This window comes from Citrobacter sp. CK181, from assembly GCF_030333595.1.
GTDB classification, from domain to species: domain Bacteria; phylum Pseudomonadota; class Gammaproteobacteria; order Enterobacterales; family Enterobacteriaceae; genus Citrobacter_B; species Citrobacter_B koseri.
On the sequence record NZ_JAOWFN010000011.1, the window covers coordinates 124,031 to 140,038 of the forward strand.

Annotated in this window: 15 protein-coding genes; 13 read left to right on the forward strand and 2 right to left on the reverse strand. The window is 57.8% G+C overall.

Features of this window, described 5'->3' with window-relative positions:
* Positions 1 to 3 precede the first annotated feature (3 nt).
* The 5 genes from nuoJ (at position 4) to nuoN (ending at position 5,873) form a co-directional block, all read left to right on the forward strand.
* Positions 4 to 558, forward strand: coding sequence for an NADH-quinone oxidoreductase subunit J (gene nuoJ, locus OGW17_RS04765; protein WP_012131498.1), 555 nt, complete (start codon positions 4 to 6; stop codon positions 556 to 558).
* Entirely contained in the window at positions 555 to 857 is a 303-nt protein-coding gene (gene nuoK, locus OGW17_RS04770) for an NADH-quinone oxidoreductase subunit NuoK (RefSeq protein WP_000612644.1), read from the forward strand. Before nuoJ ends, nuoK begins: the two co-directional genes overlap by 4 nt.
* The gene (gene nuoL / locus OGW17_RS04775; protein ID WP_012131499.1) at positions 854 to 2,695 is read left to right on the forward strand and encodes an NADH-quinone oxidoreductase subunit L; all 1,842 of its coding nucleotides are present in this window, start codon (positions 854 to 856) and stop codon (positions 2,693 to 2,695) included. Before nuoK ends, nuoL begins: the two co-directional genes overlap by 4 nt.
* Positions 2,696 to 2,879: 184 nt before the next feature.
* Positions 2,880 to 4,409 (forward strand): NADH-quinone oxidoreductase subunit M, encoded by a 1,530-nt coding sequence (gene nuoM / locus OGW17_RS04780; RefSeq protein WP_012131500.1) that lies wholly within the window; start codon positions 2,880 to 2,882, stop codon positions 4,407 to 4,409.
* Between the two features lie 6 nt (positions 4,410 to 4,415).
* The gene (nuoN, locus tag OGW17_RS04785) at positions 4,416 to 5,873 is read left to right on the forward strand and encodes an NADH-quinone oxidoreductase subunit NuoN (RefSeq protein ID WP_012131501.1); all 1,458 of its coding nucleotides are present in this window, start codon (positions 4,416 to 4,418) and stop codon (positions 5,871 to 5,873) included.
* Between the two features lie 62 nt (positions 5,874 to 5,935).
* Here the strand turns inward: nuoN and OGW17_RS04790 are convergent, their stop codons facing one another.
* Together OGW17_RS04790 and rbn are read right to left on the reverse strand one after the other, a co-directional pair.
* Entirely contained in the window at positions 5,936 to 6,940 is a 1,005-nt protein-coding gene (locus OGW17_RS04790; RefSeq protein ID WP_012131502.1) for a chemotaxis protein, read from the reverse strand.
* A 64-nt stretch (positions 6,941 to 7,004) separates the two neighbouring features.
* Positions 7,005 to 7,922, reverse strand: coding sequence for a ribonuclease BN (gene rbn / locus OGW17_RS04795; RefSeq protein ID WP_071260227.1), 918 nt, complete (start codon positions 7,920 to 7,922; stop codon positions 7,005 to 7,007).
* 65 nt (positions 7,923 to 7,987) lie between these two features.
* On the opposite strand from rbn, the gene OGW17_RS04800 reads away from it, so the two are divergent.
* The 8 genes from OGW17_RS04800 to menE all read left to right on the forward strand — a co-directional run bounded on the left by OGW17_RS04800 (position 7,988) and on the right by menE (position 16,002).
* Positions 7,988 to 8,449: a GNAT family N-acetyltransferase gene (locus tag OGW17_RS04800; RefSeq protein WP_047462350.1), complete on the forward strand. Its 462-nt coding sequence runs from the start codon at positions 7,988 to 7,990 to the stop codon at positions 8,447 to 8,449.
* A 53-nt stretch (positions 8,450 to 8,502) separates the two neighbouring features.
* Positions 8,503 to 8,808, forward strand: coding sequence for a stress response protein ElaB (gene elaB, locus OGW17_RS04805; protein WP_012131505.1), 306 nt, complete (start codon positions 8,503 to 8,505; stop codon positions 8,806 to 8,808).
* A gap of 95 nt (positions 8,809 to 8,903) precedes the next feature.
* A complete protein-coding gene (gene menF / locus OGW17_RS04810) occupies positions 8,904 to 10,202 on the forward strand; it encodes an isochorismate synthase MenF (RefSeq protein WP_071260229.1) in 1,299 nt (432 codons plus the stop codon).
* Between the two features lie 128 nt (positions 10,203 to 10,330).
* A complete protein-coding gene (menD, locus tag OGW17_RS04815; RefSeq protein WP_071260232.1) occupies positions 10,331 to 12,001 on the forward strand; it encodes a 2-succinyl-5-enolpyruvyl-6-hydroxy-3-cyclohexene-1-carboxylic-acid synthase in 1,671 nt (556 codons plus the stop codon).
* Complete coding sequence (menH, locus tag OGW17_RS04820; protein ID WP_047462359.1) at positions 11,998 to 12,756, forward strand: 2-succinyl-6-hydroxy-2,4-cyclohexadiene-1-carboxylate synthase; 759 nt, start codon at positions 11,998 to 12,000, stop codon at positions 12,754 to 12,756. The genes menD and menH overlap by 4 nt, the downstream gene beginning before the upstream one ends.
* A gap of 14 nt (positions 12,757 to 12,770) precedes the next feature.
* Positions 12,771 to 13,628 carry a 1,4-dihydroxy-2-naphthoyl-CoA synthase gene (menB, locus tag OGW17_RS04825; protein ID WP_012131509.1) on the forward strand — a complete coding sequence of 286 codons (858 nt, stop codon included), beginning with the start codon at positions 12,771 to 12,773 and terminating at the stop codon, positions 13,626 to 13,628.
* Positions 13,628 to 14,590 (forward strand): o-succinylbenzoate synthase, encoded by a 963-nt coding sequence (gene menC / locus OGW17_RS04830; protein ID WP_012131510.1) that lies wholly within the window; start codon positions 13,628 to 13,630, stop codon positions 14,588 to 14,590. Before menB ends, menC begins: the two co-directional genes overlap by 1 nt.
* A complete protein-coding gene (gene menE / locus OGW17_RS04835; RefSeq protein WP_071260234.1) occupies positions 14,587 to 16,002 on the forward strand; it encodes an o-succinylbenzoate--CoA ligase in 1,416 nt (471 codons plus the stop codon). The genes menC and menE overlap by 4 nt, the downstream gene beginning before the upstream one ends.
* The last annotated feature ends 6 nt before the right edge of the window (positions 16,003 to 16,008 follow it).

The following is a 16,008-nucleotide window of genomic DNA, read 5'->3' on the forward strand; positions in this document are numbered from 1 at the left end:
GCAATGGAGTTCGCTTTTTATATCTGTGGCCTGATCGCCATTCTCGCAACCTTGCGAGTCATCACCCATACCAATCCGGTACACGCGCTGCTGTATCTGATTATTTCGCTGCTGGCGATTTCCGGGGTGTTTTTCTCGCTGGGCGCTTACTTTGCCGGTGCGCTGGAAATTATCGTTTATGCGGGCGCCATCATGGTGCTGTTCGTGTTCGTGGTCATGATGCTCAACCTCGGCGGTTCGGAAATCGAACAGGAACGCCAGTGGCTGAAACCGCAGGTGTGGATTGGCCCGGCGATTTTGTCGGCCATCATGCTGGTGGTGATCGTGTACGCCATTCTGGGCGTCAACGACCAGGGTATCGACGGTACGCCAATTAGCGCCAAAGCGGTCGGTATCTCGCTGTTTGGGCCTTACGTTCTGGCGGTCGAACTGGCCTCTATGCTGCTGCTGGCCGGTCTGGTTGTCGCCTTCCACGTCGGTCGCGAAGAGCGTGTGGGCGAAGTGCTGAGCAACCGTCCTGGTGACAGCGCGAAAAGAAAAACGGAGGAGCACGCATGATCCCCTTACAACATGGACTGATCCTCGCGGCGATTTTATTCGTGCTGGGCTTAACCGGTCTGGTTATCCGCCGCAATCTGCTGTTTATGCTGATTGGGCTGGAAATCATGATTAACGCCTCCGCGCTGGCCTTCGTGGTCGCCGGGAGCTACTGGGGCCAGACGGATGGTCAGGTGATGTACATTCTCGCCATCAGCCTTGCGGCTGCGGAGGCGAGTATTGGCCTGGCGCTGTTACTGCAACTTCATCGCCGTCGCCAGAACCTGAACATCGATTCAGTAAGTGAGATGCGTGGATGAACATGCTTGCCTTAACCATTATTCTGCCATTGATTGGCTTTGTATTACTGGCGTTCTCTCGCGGTCGCTGGTCGGAAAACCTCTCCGCGACTGTGGGTGTCGGCTCCATTGGCCTGGCGGCGCTGGTGACGGCGTTTGTCGGCGTTGACTTCTTCGCTAACGGCAAGCAGGCGTTCAGCCAGCCGCTGTGGACGTGGATGTCGGTGGGTGATTTCAACATCGGTTTCAACCTGGTGCTGGACGGCCTGTCGCTGACCATGCTCTCGGTAGTGACCGGCGTGGGTTTCCTGATCCACATGTTCGCCTCCTGGTATATGCGCGGTGAAGAGGGATACTCCCGCTTCTTCGCCTACACCAACCTGTTTATCGCCAGCATGGTTATTCTGGTGCTGTCCGATAACCTGCTGCTGATGTACCTCGGCTGGGAAGGCGTGGGTCTGTGCTCCTATCTGCTGATCGGTTTCTACTACACCGATCCGAAGAATGGCGCTGCGGCAATGAAAGCGTTTGTTGTGACCCGTGTGGGCGACGTGTTCCTCGCGTTTGCGCTGTTCATTCTGTACAACGAACTGGGCACCCTGAACTTCCGCGAAATGGTGGAACTGGCGCCAGCGCACTTCGCCGACGGCAACAACATGCTGATGTGGGCGACGCTGATGCTGCTGGGCGGCGCGGTAGGTAAATCTGCGCAGCTGCCGTTGCAGACCTGGCTTGCAGACGCGATGGCGGGCCCGACGCCTGTCTCCGCGCTGATCCACGCCGCGACGATGGTTACCGCCGGTGTTTACCTGATTGCCCGTACCCACGGCCTGTTCCTGATGACGCCGGAAGTGCTGCATCTGGTGGGGATCGTTGGGGCGATTACGCTGGTGCTGGCCGGTTTCGCCGCGCTGGTGCAGACCGACATCAAACGTGTTCTCGCTTACTCCACCATGAGCCAGATTGGCTACATGTTCCTGGCGCTGGGCGTCCAGGCGTGGGATGCGGCGATTTTCCACCTGATGACGCACGCCTTCTTTAAAGCGCTGCTGTTCCTGGCGTCCGGCTCGGTGATTCTGGCCTGTCACCACGAACAGAACATCTTCAAGATGGGCGGTCTGCGTAAATCCATTCCGCTGGTGTATCTCTGCTTCCTGGTGGGTGGCGCGGCGCTGTCGGCTCTGCCGCTGATTACCGCCGGCTTCTTCAGTAAGGATGAGATTCTGGCTGGCGCGATGGCGAATGGTCATATCAATCTGATGGTTGCAGGTCTGGTCGGTGCGTTCATGACCTCCTTGTACACCTTCCGTATGATTTTCATCGTGTTCCACGGTAAAGAACAAATTCACGCTCATGCAGGGAAGGGGATTACGCATCACCTGCCGCTGATTGTGCTGATGGTACTGTCCACCTTTGTTGGCGCGCTGATTGTGCCGCCGTTGCAGGGTGTGCTGCCGCAGACGACCGAGCTTGAGCATAGCCGCGTGATGACCCTGGAAATTGCCTCCGGCGTGGTTGCGATTGTCGGCATCCTGATTGCCGCATGGCTGTGGCTGGGTAAACGTACTCTGGTGACTTCTGTCGCCAACAGTGCGCCGGGCCGTCTGCTGGGCACCTGGTGGTATAACGCCTGGGGCTTCGACTGGCTGTACGACAAAGTGTTCGTGAAGCCGTTCCTCGGCGTCGCCTGGCTGCTGAAACGCGACCCGCTCAATGCGCTGATGAACGTTCCGGCTATCCTTTCCCGCTTTGCAGGTAAAGGCCTGCTGCTCAGCGAGAACGGATATCTGCGCTGGTATGTGGCATCCATGAGCATCGGTGCGGTCGTTGTGCTGGCGCTGTTGATGGTACTGCGTTGAATTTGAGGATTGTGGGGTTGATGTCGGATGGCGCTGGCGCTTATCCGACCTACGGGAATCTGTAGGCCCGGTAAGCGTTAGCGCCACCGGGCAAAAAAGGCCGCAATCCGAAGTGAATTTTCTGTTGTGAGAATTCGTTGAAAATCAGGTCCTGATGGGACTTTAACAAGGAATAAAGATCGCCATGTTACTACCCTGGCTAATATTAATTCCCTTTATCGGTGGCTTTCTGTGCTGGCAGACCGAACGCTTCGGCGTGAAGGTGCCGCGCTGGATTGCGCTGATCACCATGGGACTGACGCTGGCGCTTGGCCTGCAACTGTGGTTGCAGGGCGGCTATTCACTGACGCAAGCCGCTGGCATTCCGCAGTGGCAGTCTGAGTTCATTCTGCCGTGGATCCCGCGCTTCGGCATCTCTATCCATCTGGCTATCGACGGTTTGTCGCTGCTGATGGTGGTGCTGACCGGTCTGCTGGGCGTTCTGGCGGTACTCTGCTCCTGGAATGAAATCGAAAAATATCAGGGCTTCTTCCACCTGAACCTGATGTGGATTCTGGGCGGCGTTATCGGCGTGTTCCTTGCCATCGATATGTTCCTGTTCTTCTTCTTCTGGGAAATGATGCTGGTGCCGATGTACTTCCTGATCGCGCTGTGGGGGCACAAAGCCTCTGACGGTAAAACGCGTATCACGGCGGCTACCAAGTTCTTCATCTATACCCAGGCGAGCGGTCTGGTGATGCTGATTGCCATCCTGGCGCTGGTGTTTGTACACCACAATGCGACCGGCGTCTGGACCTTCAACTACGAAGACCTGCTGAAAACGCCGATGTCGCACGGGGTGGAATACCTGCTGATGCTGGGCTTCTTCATCGCGTTTGCGGTGAAAATGCCGGTGGTTCCGCTGCACGGCTGGCTGCCGGACGCGCACTCCCAGGCGCCGACCGCAGGTTCCGTTGACCTCGCCGGTATTTTGCTGAAAACGGCGGCTTACGGTCTGCTGCGCTTCTCGCTGCCGCTGTTCCCGAACGCCTCCGCTGAGTTTGCGCCGATTGCGATGTGGCTGGGTGTGATTGGCATCTTCTACGGCGCGTGGATGGCCTTCACCCAGTACGACATTAAACGTCTGATTGCGTACACTTCCGTTTCGCACATGGGCTTCGTACTGATTGCTATCTACACCGGTAGCCAGCTGGCGTACCAGGGCGCTGTAATCCAGATGATTGCGCACGGTCTGTCGGCAGCGGGTCTGTTCATCCTGTGTGGTCAGCTGTACGAACGTCTGCATACGCGTGATATGCGTATGATGGGCGGTCTGTGGAGCAAAATTAAATGGTTGCCTGCGCTGTCGATGTTCTTCGCGGTGGCGACGCTCGGTATGCCGGGCACCGGTAACTTCGTTGGCGAATTTATGATTCTGTTCGGTAGCTACCAAGTGGTTCCGGTCATTACCGTGATCTCAACCTTTGGTCTGGTGTTTGCTTCCGTTTACTCGCTGGCGATGCTGCATCGCGCTTACTTCGGTAAAGCGAAGAGCCAGATTGCCAGCCAGGACATGCCAGGGATGTCGCTGCGAGAGCTGTTTATCATCCTGTTGCTGGTCGTGCTTCTGGTACTGCTTGGCTTCTATCCGCAGCCGATTCTGGATACCTCGCATTCTGCGATGAGCAACATCCAGCAGTGGTTTGTTAATTCCGTTACTACTACAAGGCCGTAAATCGCCATGACAATAACTCCACAACACCTGATTGCGCTGCTACCGCTGCTGATCGTCGGCTTGACGGTGGTGGTTGTGATGCTCTCCATTGCGTGGCGACGCAATCACTTCCTCAATGCCACGCTGTCGGTCATTGGGCTTAACGCCGCGCTGGTTTCGCTCTGGTTTGTCGGCCAGGCGGGCGCGATGGACGTCACCCCGCTGATGCGCGTTGACGGTTTCGCCATGCTTTACACCGGGCTGGTTCTGCTGGCGAGTCTTGCCACCTGTACCTTTGCCTATCCGTGGCTTGAAGGCTATAACGACAACCAGGAAGAGTTCTACCTGCTGGTGCTGATTGCCGCATTGGGCGGTATTCTGCTGGCGAACGCCAACCACCTGGCGGCGCTGTTCCTCGGTATTGAGCTGATCTCTCTGCCGCTGTTTGGCCTGATTGGTTACGCCTTCCGTCAGAAACGCTCGCTGGAAGCCAGTATCAAATACACCATTCTGTCTGCCGCAGCGTCTTCCTTCCTGCTGTTCGGTATGGCGCTGGTGTACGCGCAGTCTGGCAACCTGTCGTTTGTCGCGCTAGGAAAGAGCCTCGGCGATGGCATGCTGCATGAACCGCTGCTGCTGGCGGGCTTCGGTCTGATGATTGTTGGTCTCGGCTTTAAACTCTCGCTGGTGCCGTTCCACCTGTGGACGCCAGACGTATACCAGGGCGCGCCTGCGCCGGTTTCCACCTTCCTGGCGACAGCGAGCAAAATCGCTATCTTCGGCGTGGTGATGCGTCTGTTCCTGTACGCGCCGGTTGGCGACAGCGAAGCGGTACGTATCGTGCTGGGCGTGATTGCCTTCGCCTCCATCATCTTCGGTAACCTGATGGCGCTGAGCCAGACCAACATTAAGCGTCTGCTCGGTTACTCCTCTATCTCTCACCTTGGTTATCTGCTGGTGGCGTTGATCGCCCTGCAAAGCGGCGAGATGTCGATGGAAGCCGTTGGCGTCTATCTGGCCGGTTATCTGTTCAGCAGCCTCGGCGCGTTCGGCGTGGTCAGCCTGATGTCCAGCCCGTTCCGTGGCCCGGATGCCGATTCACTGTTCTCCTACCGTGGTCTGTTCTGGCATCGTCCGATCCTCGCGGCGGTGATGACCGTGATGATGCTCTCTCTGGCGGGTATCCCGATGACGCTGGGCTTTATCGGCAAGTTCTACGTCCTGGCGGTCGGTGTGCAGGCCAGCCTGTGGTGGCTGGTTGCCGCGGTGGTGGTTGGTTCCGCGATTGGTCTCTACTACTACCTGCGTGTTGCGGTAAGCCTCTATCTGAGCGCGCCGCAGCAGCTTAACCGCGATGCGCCGTCTAACTGGCAGTACAGCGCGGGCGGTATTGTGGTTCTGATCTCCGCGCTGCTGGTTCTGGTGCTGGGTATCTACCCGCAACCGCTGATTAGCATCGTGCAGTTAGCTACGCCGCTGATGTAAGCGAAAGCAGAAACGAAAAAACCCGCCGTGGCGGGTTTTTTTATGCCCTGAACGTCAGGACGTTAACTCAGCAACTGACGGCTGACCAGCGGCCCGCTGACGTTTTGCGCGGCGCGTTCCATTACTTCCTGAATCACCGACGACAGTTCGTTGACTTCAAACTTCGCGACATAACCATCCGCTTTGACTTTACGCACATGATCTTCGTTGGCGCTGCCGGAAAGGGAAGAGTGGATCACCACCGGAATTTTCTTCAGGCGCTCGTCGGTTTTGATCTTACGCGTCAGGGTGAAACCGTCCATCTCCGGCATTTCGAGGTCGGTCAGCACCAGAGCGATTTTCTCGCTAATTGGTTTGCCTTCCGCCTCCGCTTCTTTCGCCAGTTGCTGGATTTTCTCCCAGGCATCCTGACCGGTAACGTGCATCTGATGCGGGATCTCCATCGCATTCAGCCCTTTCTCCAGCATGGCGCGGGCAACTTTAGAATCTTCCGCCACAATCGCCACCGCACCCGGCGTGATGTTGAACTTGCTGGTTTTCAAATTGGTGGCGCGCAAGTCGTGATTTGACGGCACGATATCATAGAGAATTTGCTCTACGTCGAGTACCAGCGCCAGGTTATTGGTCTCTTTGTCTTCATCCAGACAGGCAATGCTGGTGATATAGCGGCCGTTAACCGCTTTCTCGGCGGTATGCACCTGCTGCCAGTCCAGACGCATAATATTCTCGACGGACTCCACCGCAAATGCCTGTACGCTGCGCGCATATTCGGTGATCAGCAGGATGTTAAGCCCGTTCTCCGGTTTACACCCGGCCACGGCGGGCAGGTCGATGACCGGGATCACCTGATCGCGGATGTTGACCATACCTAAAAGCGGGGCTTTCATTCCGGCAGGGCGCGTAAATGTGGGCATTGGCACAATTTCGCGCAGTTTGAATACGTTGATGCCAAATAGCTCCGACTTCTGCTCATGCAGCGATGTGCCGAGACGGAATAACAGCAGTTCAAAGCGGTTAGACAGGGTTAAGTTAGCCCTGTCATCAATATCTTTCTGGAAATTATCCATCGCATCCTCAATATGAAAGCCAGCCTTTTCTCTGTTATCGGCACTGAGGAAGAAAAATGGAGCGTTAAACCGTGAAAACGGCGAAATCGTGAGCCAGCGCAGTTGCGGGGAAGATCGCCTGACATTCTGCCAGCAGGCGTTGGCAGCCTCTGTCGTCGTAACGCGAGCTGACGTGAGTAATGATGAGCTGGCCCACGTCGGCATCGTGCGCCAGCTGCGCGGCCTGCCTGGTGGAGCTGTGCCCACGGCTGTTGGCTTTTTCTTCCATTGAGGTATCCAGCGTTGCTTCGTGTACCATTACGTCCACGCCTTTTGCCAGCGTGATGGCCGACGCGCATGGCGCGGTGTCGCCAAATATCGCCACCGATTTCCCGGGCGTAGCTGGCGCGAGAAAATCGGCGCCGTTAATGACGAGACCATCGTTCAGGGTGACGGTTTTACCCGCTTTCAGATCCTGAAACAGCGGGCCGGGCTTCACGCCTGCCGCTTTTAGCGCACTGGCATCCAGCGCGCCGGGCTTGTCATGCTCTTCAATCCGATAGCCATAGCATTCGAGTGGATGCTCAAGCGCAAAGGCGGTCACTTTGCGCAGGCCGTCGTCCAGAATTTCGCCGGCGGTAATTTCAACAATCTCCAGCGGATAATCAGTCCAGGAGCCGCTAAGGCGCAATGCGGTTTCGGTGAACTCGCGAATGCCTTTGGGGCCGTAAATCGTCAGCGGCTGTGCGTTTCCCGCCATCGAACGGCTGCACAGCAGACCGGGCAAACCGAAAAGGTGATCGCCATGCAGATGGCTGATGAAAATGCGATCGAGCTTACCTGGGTTGAACGCGGTGTTGAGCATCTGGTGCTGGGTGCCTTCACCGCAGTCGAATAACCATAGCCCCGCCTGCGTCGGGTGCTGTAAATTCAGTAATATTGCCGTGACATTACGCGTGCGGGTAGGAACGCCGGCAGAAGTACCTAAAAAAATTAATTCCATTATTTCATTACACGTTTAAAAAATATTCTGGCTAGTATAAAGCGAATACGTAAAAGGAGCGCACCATGATTCACTGGCAAGACCTGCATCATTCTGAATTATCCGTCCCGCAACTCTATGCGTTACTGAAATTGCGCTGCGCGGTATTTGTGGTTGAACAACAGTGTCCGTATCTGGATGTGGACGGCGATGACCTGGTGGGGGAGAACCGTCATATCCTGGGCTGGCATAACGATGAGCTGGTAGCGTATGCGAGGATTCTGAAAAGCGACGACGAACTGGAGCCGGTGGTGATTGGGCGCGTGATCGTCAGCGAAGCGCTGCGCGGCGAAAAACTGGGGCAACAGCTTATGGCGCAGACCCTGGCATCCTGCGAGCAACACTGGCCGGAGAAGGCGCTTTATCTCGGCGCACAGGCGCATCTGCAATCCTTCTATGCGCGATTCGGTTTTGTTCCGGTGACGGACGTTTATGACGAAGACGGTATCCCGCACATGGGTATGGCGCGCGAGGTTAGCCAGGTGTGATGTTCCGGTTTTGTCTATAGTTAGTGGGAACGTTAATCGAAAGGGAGAATATAATGTCTTTTCATTCTTATGGTTCACGTATTGATGACGACCTGGAACTTCTGAGCGAAACGCTGGAAGAGGTGCTGCGTTCCTCCGGCGATCCTGCCGATCAAAAATATGTTGAGTTAAAAGCACGCGCAGAACGGGCGCTTGAAGAGGTAAAAAATCGCGTCAGCCATGCGTCTGACAGCTACTATTACCGCGCAAAACAGGCGGTTTATAAAGCGGATGATTACGTGCATGAAAAACCCTGGCAAGGGATTGGCGCAGGCGCGGCGGTCGGCCTGGTGCTGGGACTACTGCTGGCGCGGCGGTAATGTAACCGGGATCGCATTTCCTCCCTAAACGGGGGTACTGCTTTTTCTCCGCTGTACCCCGTATAATGTGAGGTTTTTAACAGGGAGAGGTCCGCGTGCATTCAATCACTACTGCGCTGGAAAATCTGCGGCGCCAGTTATCGCAGGAGATACCGGCGGCGCCAGGAATGCGTATTGTTGATGTGCCTTTCCCTCTGAATGATGCGTTTGACGCATTAAGCTGGCTGGCCAGTCAGGCCATCTGGCCGCAATTTTACTGGCAACAGCGTAACGGCGATGAAGAAGCCGCGGTGCTCGGCGCCGTTGAAACGTTCCCCTCTCTCGAACAGGCGCAACACTTTCTCCGCCAGCATGAATCACAATCCGATTTGCGTATCTGGGGACTGAATGCGTTTGAACCGCAGCAGGGGCATTTGCTGCTGCCGCGTCTTGAATGGCGACGCGCTGGCGCTATGGCAACGCTGCGGCTGTATCTCTACAGCCCGGTTTCACTGCGTGAAGACGCCGGGCGGGCGATCGCGTTTCTCTCTTCATTAAGGGGCGTAAAGCCGATCCCGGCGCTGCGCCTGCACCTGACGGGCGAGCAGCACTGGCCGGATAAAGCGGGCTGGACCAGCCTGATTCAGCTTGCCACGCAGACTATCGCTGAAGACGATCTCGACAAAGTGGTGCTGGCGCGGGCGACGGATTTGCAGTTTTCCCATCCGGTGAATGCCGCCGCCGTGATGGTATCCAGTCGCCGTTTAAACCTTAACTGCTACCATTTTTTTATGGCGTTCTCCGCCGGAAGCGCCTTTCTTGGCTCGTCGCCGGAACGCCTTTGGCGGCGACGTGAAACGGCATTGCGCACCGAGGCGCTGGCCGGCACGGTGGCGAATCATCCCGACGACCATCAGGCCTGGCAACTGGGCGAATGGTTGATGAAGGATGATAAAAACCAGCGTGAAAACATGCTGGTGGTGGAAGATATTTGTCAGCGCCTGCAAAGCTGCACCCACTCGCTCGATGTTTTGCCGCCGCAGGTGCTCAGATTACGCAAAGTACAGCATCTGCGCCGCTGTATCTGGACGGCGCTCAATCAGGCTGACGACACGCTCTGTTTGCTACAGCTACAGCCCACGGCCGCCGTCGCGGGGATTCCGCGTGAACGGGCGCGCGCGTTTATTCAGCAACATGAACCGTTTGAACGTGAGTGGTATGCCGGGTCGGCGGGTTATCTGTCTTTACAGCAGAGCGAATTTTGCGTGACGCTGCGCTCGGCGAAAGTCGCGGCGAACGTTGTTCGTCTGTATGCCGGGGCAGGCATTGTGCGCGGGTCTGACCCGGAACAGGAATGGCAAGAGATCGACAACAAAGCAGCCGGGCTACGCACGTTATTACAGATGGAAAGCTAATGAGTCGCACATACACCTCATCCTTCAGGCGGTCTGCTGAATGATTTTGTGTATATTCCCGACTCATATCAATAATCCATTTTTTCTGATCCTTATACTGAGTCGCAATATTGATACCGGACAATCTCATGTCAGTAAGCGCATTTAACCGACGCTGGGCGGCGGTCATTCTGGAAGCACTCACTCGCCACGGCGTCAGGCATGTTTGCATTGCCCCTGGCTCCCGCTCCACGCCTTTAACCCTGGCGGCAGCGGAAAATTCAGCCTTTATTCATCACACGCACTTTGATGAGCGTGGTCTTGGTCATCTGGCGTTAGGGCTGGCGAAAGTCAGTAAGCAGCCCGTTGCCGTTATTGTTACTTCCGGTACGGCGGTGGCAAATCTCTATCCGGCGCTGATTGAAGCGGGGCTTACCGGTGAAAAACTGATTTTATTGACTGCGGACCGTCCGCCGGAACTGATTGACTGCGGCGCGAATCAGGCGATTCGTCAGGCCGGGATGTTTGCTTCTCATCCTTCTCAGACGCTCTCTTTGCCGCGCCCGACGCAGGATATTTCCGCGCGCTGGCTGGTCTCCACCCTTGATAACGTCCTGGCGACGCTGCATGCCGGCGCGGTACACATCAACTGTCCATTTGCGGAACCGCTGTATGGCGATATGGACGACACGGGGCTTGCCTGGCAGCAGAGCCTTGGCGACTGGTGGCAGGATGACAAACCCTGGCTGCGCGAAGCGCGTCGGCTGGAAAGCGACAAACAGCGCGACTGGTTCTTCTGGCGGCAAAAACGCGGCGTAGTGGTGGCCGGGCGCATGAGCGCGGAAGAGGGCAAGAAAGTCGCGCTTTGGGCGCAGACGCTGGGCTGGCCGCTGATTGGCGACGTGCTGTCGCAAACCGGGCAGCCGCTGCCGTGCGCCGATCTCTGGCTGGGCAATGCGAAGGCCGTCACTGAGCTTCAGCAGGCGCAAATTGTGGTGCAACTCGGCAGCAGCCTGACCGGAAAGCGCCTGCTGCAATGGCAGGCCGCCTGCGAGCCGGAAGAGTACTGGATTATTGATAATATCGAAGGTCGTCTGGACCCGGCGCATCATCGCGGACGCAGGCTGGTGGCGAAAATCGCCGACTGGCTGGAGCTGCATCCGGCGGAGAAACGCCATCCCTGGTGCGTCGATATCCCGCGCCTGGCAGAGCAGGCGTGGCAGGCGGTTGTCGCGCGTCGCGATATGTTCGGCGAAGCGCAACTGGCGCACCGCATTCGCGACTATCTGCCGGAACAAGGGCAACTGTTTGTCGGCAACAGCCTGGTGGTGCGCCTGATTGACGCGCTGTCGCAGCTACCGGCGGGCTACCCGGTGTACAGCAACCGGGGAGCCAGCGGTATTGATGGTTTGATCTCGACGGCGGCGGGCGTTCAGCGCGCCAGCGCGAAATCGACGCTGGCTATCGTCGGCGATCTGTCTGCGCTCTACGATCTCAACGCACTGGCGCTATTGCGCCAGGTGTCCGCGCCGTTTGTGCTGATTGTGGTGAATAACAACGGCGGACAAATTTTCTCTTTGTTGCCGACGCCGCAGAGCGAGCGCGAGCGGTTTTACCTGATGCCGCAAAACGTCCACTTTGAACACGCAGCGGCTATGTTTAACCTCAAATATCACCGCCCGCAAAGCTGGGATGAGCTGGATGCGGCGCTGGCTGGCGCCTGGCGAACGCCGACAACCACGGTGATTGAGCTGGTCGTGAACGATACCGACGGGGCGCAAACCCTGCAACAGCTGCTGGCGCAGGTGAGCCATCTATGATCCTGCGCGCGCAGGCGAACGGTGGTCAGCCGGGGTCTCCCTGGCTGGTTTTTCTGCATGGATTTTCCGGTGATTGCCGGGAATGGCAGCAGATCGGTGAGCAGTTTCCCGACTTTTCGCGCCTGTATATCGACTTGCCTGGTCACGGCGATTCTGCCGATATTCGTGTCAGCGGCTTTGCTGATGTGTGCGACTTATTGCGTAACACATTATTTAGTTACAACATACTTAAATACTGGCTGGTCGGCTACTCGCTTGGCGGCAGAGTGGCGATGATGGCGGCGTGCCAGACTCTGCCGGGTCTTTGCGGGCTGGTGGTTGAAGGCGGCCACCCGGGACTGCAACGCGAGGCTGAGCGTGACGCGCGCCGACGGTCTGACGGTCGTTGGGCGGCGCGCTTTCGCCGTGAACCGCTGCGTGACGTGTTTACTGACTGGTATCAGCAGCCGGTTTTCGCTTCGCTGGATGCTTCGCAAAGAGAGGCGTTAGTCGCGCTGCGCAGCCAGAACAATGGCGAAACGCTGGCGGCGATGCTGGAGGCAACCTCGCTTGCCGTACAGCCTGATTTACGCGCGCGGCTAAATGCGCGCACATTTCCGTTTTATTATTTATGTGGTGAACGCGACAGCAAATTCCGCGCGCTGGCGGCGGAGTTGTCTGTACCTTGCCATATGATTCGTAACGCCGGACACAACGCGCATCGGGAAAATCCCGCAGGCGTGGTGGACAGTCTGGCTCAGATTCTGCGTCTCTGACTAAAGGACACACTATGATCTATCCTGATGAAACAATGCTTTACGCACCGGTTGAATGGCACGACTGCTCCGAAGGTTACACGGACATTCGTTATGAAAAATCCACCGATGGTATTGCAAAAATCACCATTAACCGTCCACAGGTGCGCAACGCATTCCGTCCTTTGACCGTCAAAGAGATGATCCAGGCGCTGGCGGATGCCCGGTATGACGACAACGTGGGCGTTATTATTCTGACCGGCGAAGGCGAGAAAGCCTTCTGTGCGGGCGGCGACCAGAAGGTACGCGGCGACTACGGCGGATACCAGGATGATTCCGGCGTGCATCACCTGAACGTACTGGATTTCCAGCGCCAGATCCGTACCTGCCCGAAACCGGTCGTGGCGATGGTCGCAGGGTACTCTATCGGCGGCGGTCACGTACTGCACATGATGTGTGACCTGACCATCGCGGCGGAAAACGCTATCTTCGGCCAGACGGGCCCGAAAGTCGGCTCCTTCGACGGCGGCTGGGGCGCTTCCTATATGGCGCGTATCGTCGGGCAGAAAAAAGCGCGTGAAATCTGGTTCCTGTGCCGTCAGTACGACGCTAAACAGGCGCTGGATATGGGGCTGGTCAACACCGTCGTACCGCTGGACTCCCTCGAAAAAGAGACCGTGCGCTGGTGCCGCGAAATGTTGCAGAACAGCCCGATGGCGCTGCGCTGCCTGAAAGCCGCGCTGAACGCCGACTGCGACGGTCAGGCGGGTCTACAGGAGCTGGCGGGCAACGCCACGATGCTGTTCTACATGACGGAAGAAGGTCAGGAAGGCCGTAACGCTTTCAACCAGAAACGTCAGCCTGATTTCAGCAAATTCAAACGGAATCCGTAATGCGTAGCGCGCAGGTGTACCGCTGGCAGATCCCCATGGACGCGGGGGTGGTTCTGCGCGACAGGCGGTTAAAAACTCGCGACGGGCTGTATGTCCGTCTGTGCGACGGCGAGCGCGAAGGGTGGGGGGAGATCTCCCCGCTTCCGGGTTTCAGCCAGGAAACCCTGGAGGAGGCGCAGGCCGCGCTGCTGGACTGGGTTAACGGCTGGCTGCAAGGCCAGTCAACGTTGCCTGAAGTGCCCTCCGTGGCGTTTGGCGTTAGCTGCGCGCTGGCGGAGGCGGCGGGGACGTTGCCAGAGGCGGCGGATTACCGCGCCGCGCCGCTGTGTACGGGCGATCCAGACGATCTGGTGCTACAACTGGCTGATATGCCTGGCGAGAAAGTCGCCAAGATCAAAGTCGGTCTGTACGAAGCGGTACGCGACGGAATGGTGGTCAACCTGCTGCTGGAGGCGGTTCCCGATCTGCATCTGCGTCTGGATGCCAATCGCGCCTGGACGCCGCTGAAAGCGCAGCAGTTCGCGAAATACGTCAACCCGGACTACCGTGCCCGCATCGCCTTCCTCGAAGAACCGTGTAAAACCCGCGACGACTCCCGCGCTTTTGCGCGTGAAACCGGGATTGCGATTGCCTGGGATGAAAGTCTGCGTGAAGACGATTTTGTCTTTGCGGCGGAAGCGGGCGTCAGCGCGGTGGTCATCAAACCGACGCTCACCGGAAGCCTGGAAAAGGTTCGCGAGCAGGTACAGGCCGCGCATACGCTGGGACTGACGGCGGTGATCAGCTCTTCCATCGAGTCGAGCCTCGGCTTAACGCAACTGGCGCGTATTGCCGCGTGGCTGACGCCGCAGACCATTCCGGGTCTGGATACGCTAAGCCTGATGCAAACCCAGCAGGTGCGCCGCTGGCCGGGCAGCGCTTTGCCGTGTGTTAGCGACGATGCGCTGGAACGGCTGCTATGAGCCTCCGGGAAATGCCCGATAGCGCAAGCGTATCGGGCCTCCAGCCGTCATCTTTTAATGACTGGCCGTGGCGTCACTGGCGGCAGGTGCGGGGAGATGCGCCCGCCTTACGCCTTAATGATGAAGTACTAAGCTGGCACACACTCTGTACCCGTATTGACGCGCTGGCGAGCGGTTTTGCCGCTCAGGGTGTCTCTGAAGGCTGCGGCGTGATGCTGCGCGCCTGGAATCACCCGCAAACGCTGCTGGCCTGGCTGGCTTTACTGCAATGCGGGGCAAGAGTCCTGCCGGTTAACCCGCAGCTTCCGCAACCGCTGCTCGACGCGCTGCTGCCGGACTTAACGCTCCGGTTTGCTTTGCTGCTGGAGGGGGAGAATACCTTCCCGGCGTTACAACCGCTGCAAATGCAGCAAGAGTCAGGCGAACACGCCGCAGACTGGCAGCCGACGCGGCTGAGTTCAATGACGCTGACCTCTGGCTCAACCGGATTACCCAAGGCCGCAGTGCATACCTGCCAGGCGCATCTGGCCAGCGCGGAGGGGGTGCTGTCCCTGATGCCGTTTGCCGATGGGGATGACTGGCTATTATCGCTGCCGCTGTTTCACGTTTCCGGCCAGGGCATTATGTGGCGCTGGTTGTTTGCGGGCGCCCGAATGACCGTGCGTGAGAAGCAGCCGCTGGAAGCGATGCTGCAAGGGTGTACGCATGCGTCTCTGGTTCCCACTCAGCTGTGGCGGCTGCTGGAGAATCCGGCATCGGTAACGTTGAAAGCGGTACTGCTGGGCGGCGCGGCTATCCCGGTTGAACTGACGGAGCAGGCTCGCGCGCAGGGTATTCGCTGCTGGTGCGGTTATGGCCTGACGGAATTTGCCTCGACGGTGTGCGCGAAAGAGGCCGACGGCCTGGGCGATGTCGGCGCGGCGTTACCGGGGCGGGAAGTCCGAATCGTGAATGGCGAAGTCTGGCTGCGCGCTGCCAGCATGGCGGAAGGCTACTGGCGCGACGGTAAGCTGATCCCGCTGGTGAACGGCGAAGGCTGGTTCGCCACCCGCGATCGCGGCGAACTGAACGACGGTAAGCTGACGATTGCCGGTCGGCTGGATAATCTGTTCTTCAGCGGCGGGGAAGGCATTCAGCCGGAAGAGGTGGAACGCGTTATCTCGGCGCATCCATATGTTCTACAGGCGTTCGTGGTGCCGGTAGAGGACAGGGAGTTCGGCCATCGTCCGGTGGCGGTGGTGGAATATGACGCGCAGGCCGGAGATGTCGATCTCGCGGAATGGGTGAAAGACAAGCTGGCGCGTTTTCAGCAACCGGTACGCTGGTTGACGTTGCCATCAGCGCTGAAAAACGGCGGGATCAAAGTTTCGCGCCGGGCATTGCAGGAGTGGGTGCGCGCTAACCGTCCGTAATGTAAA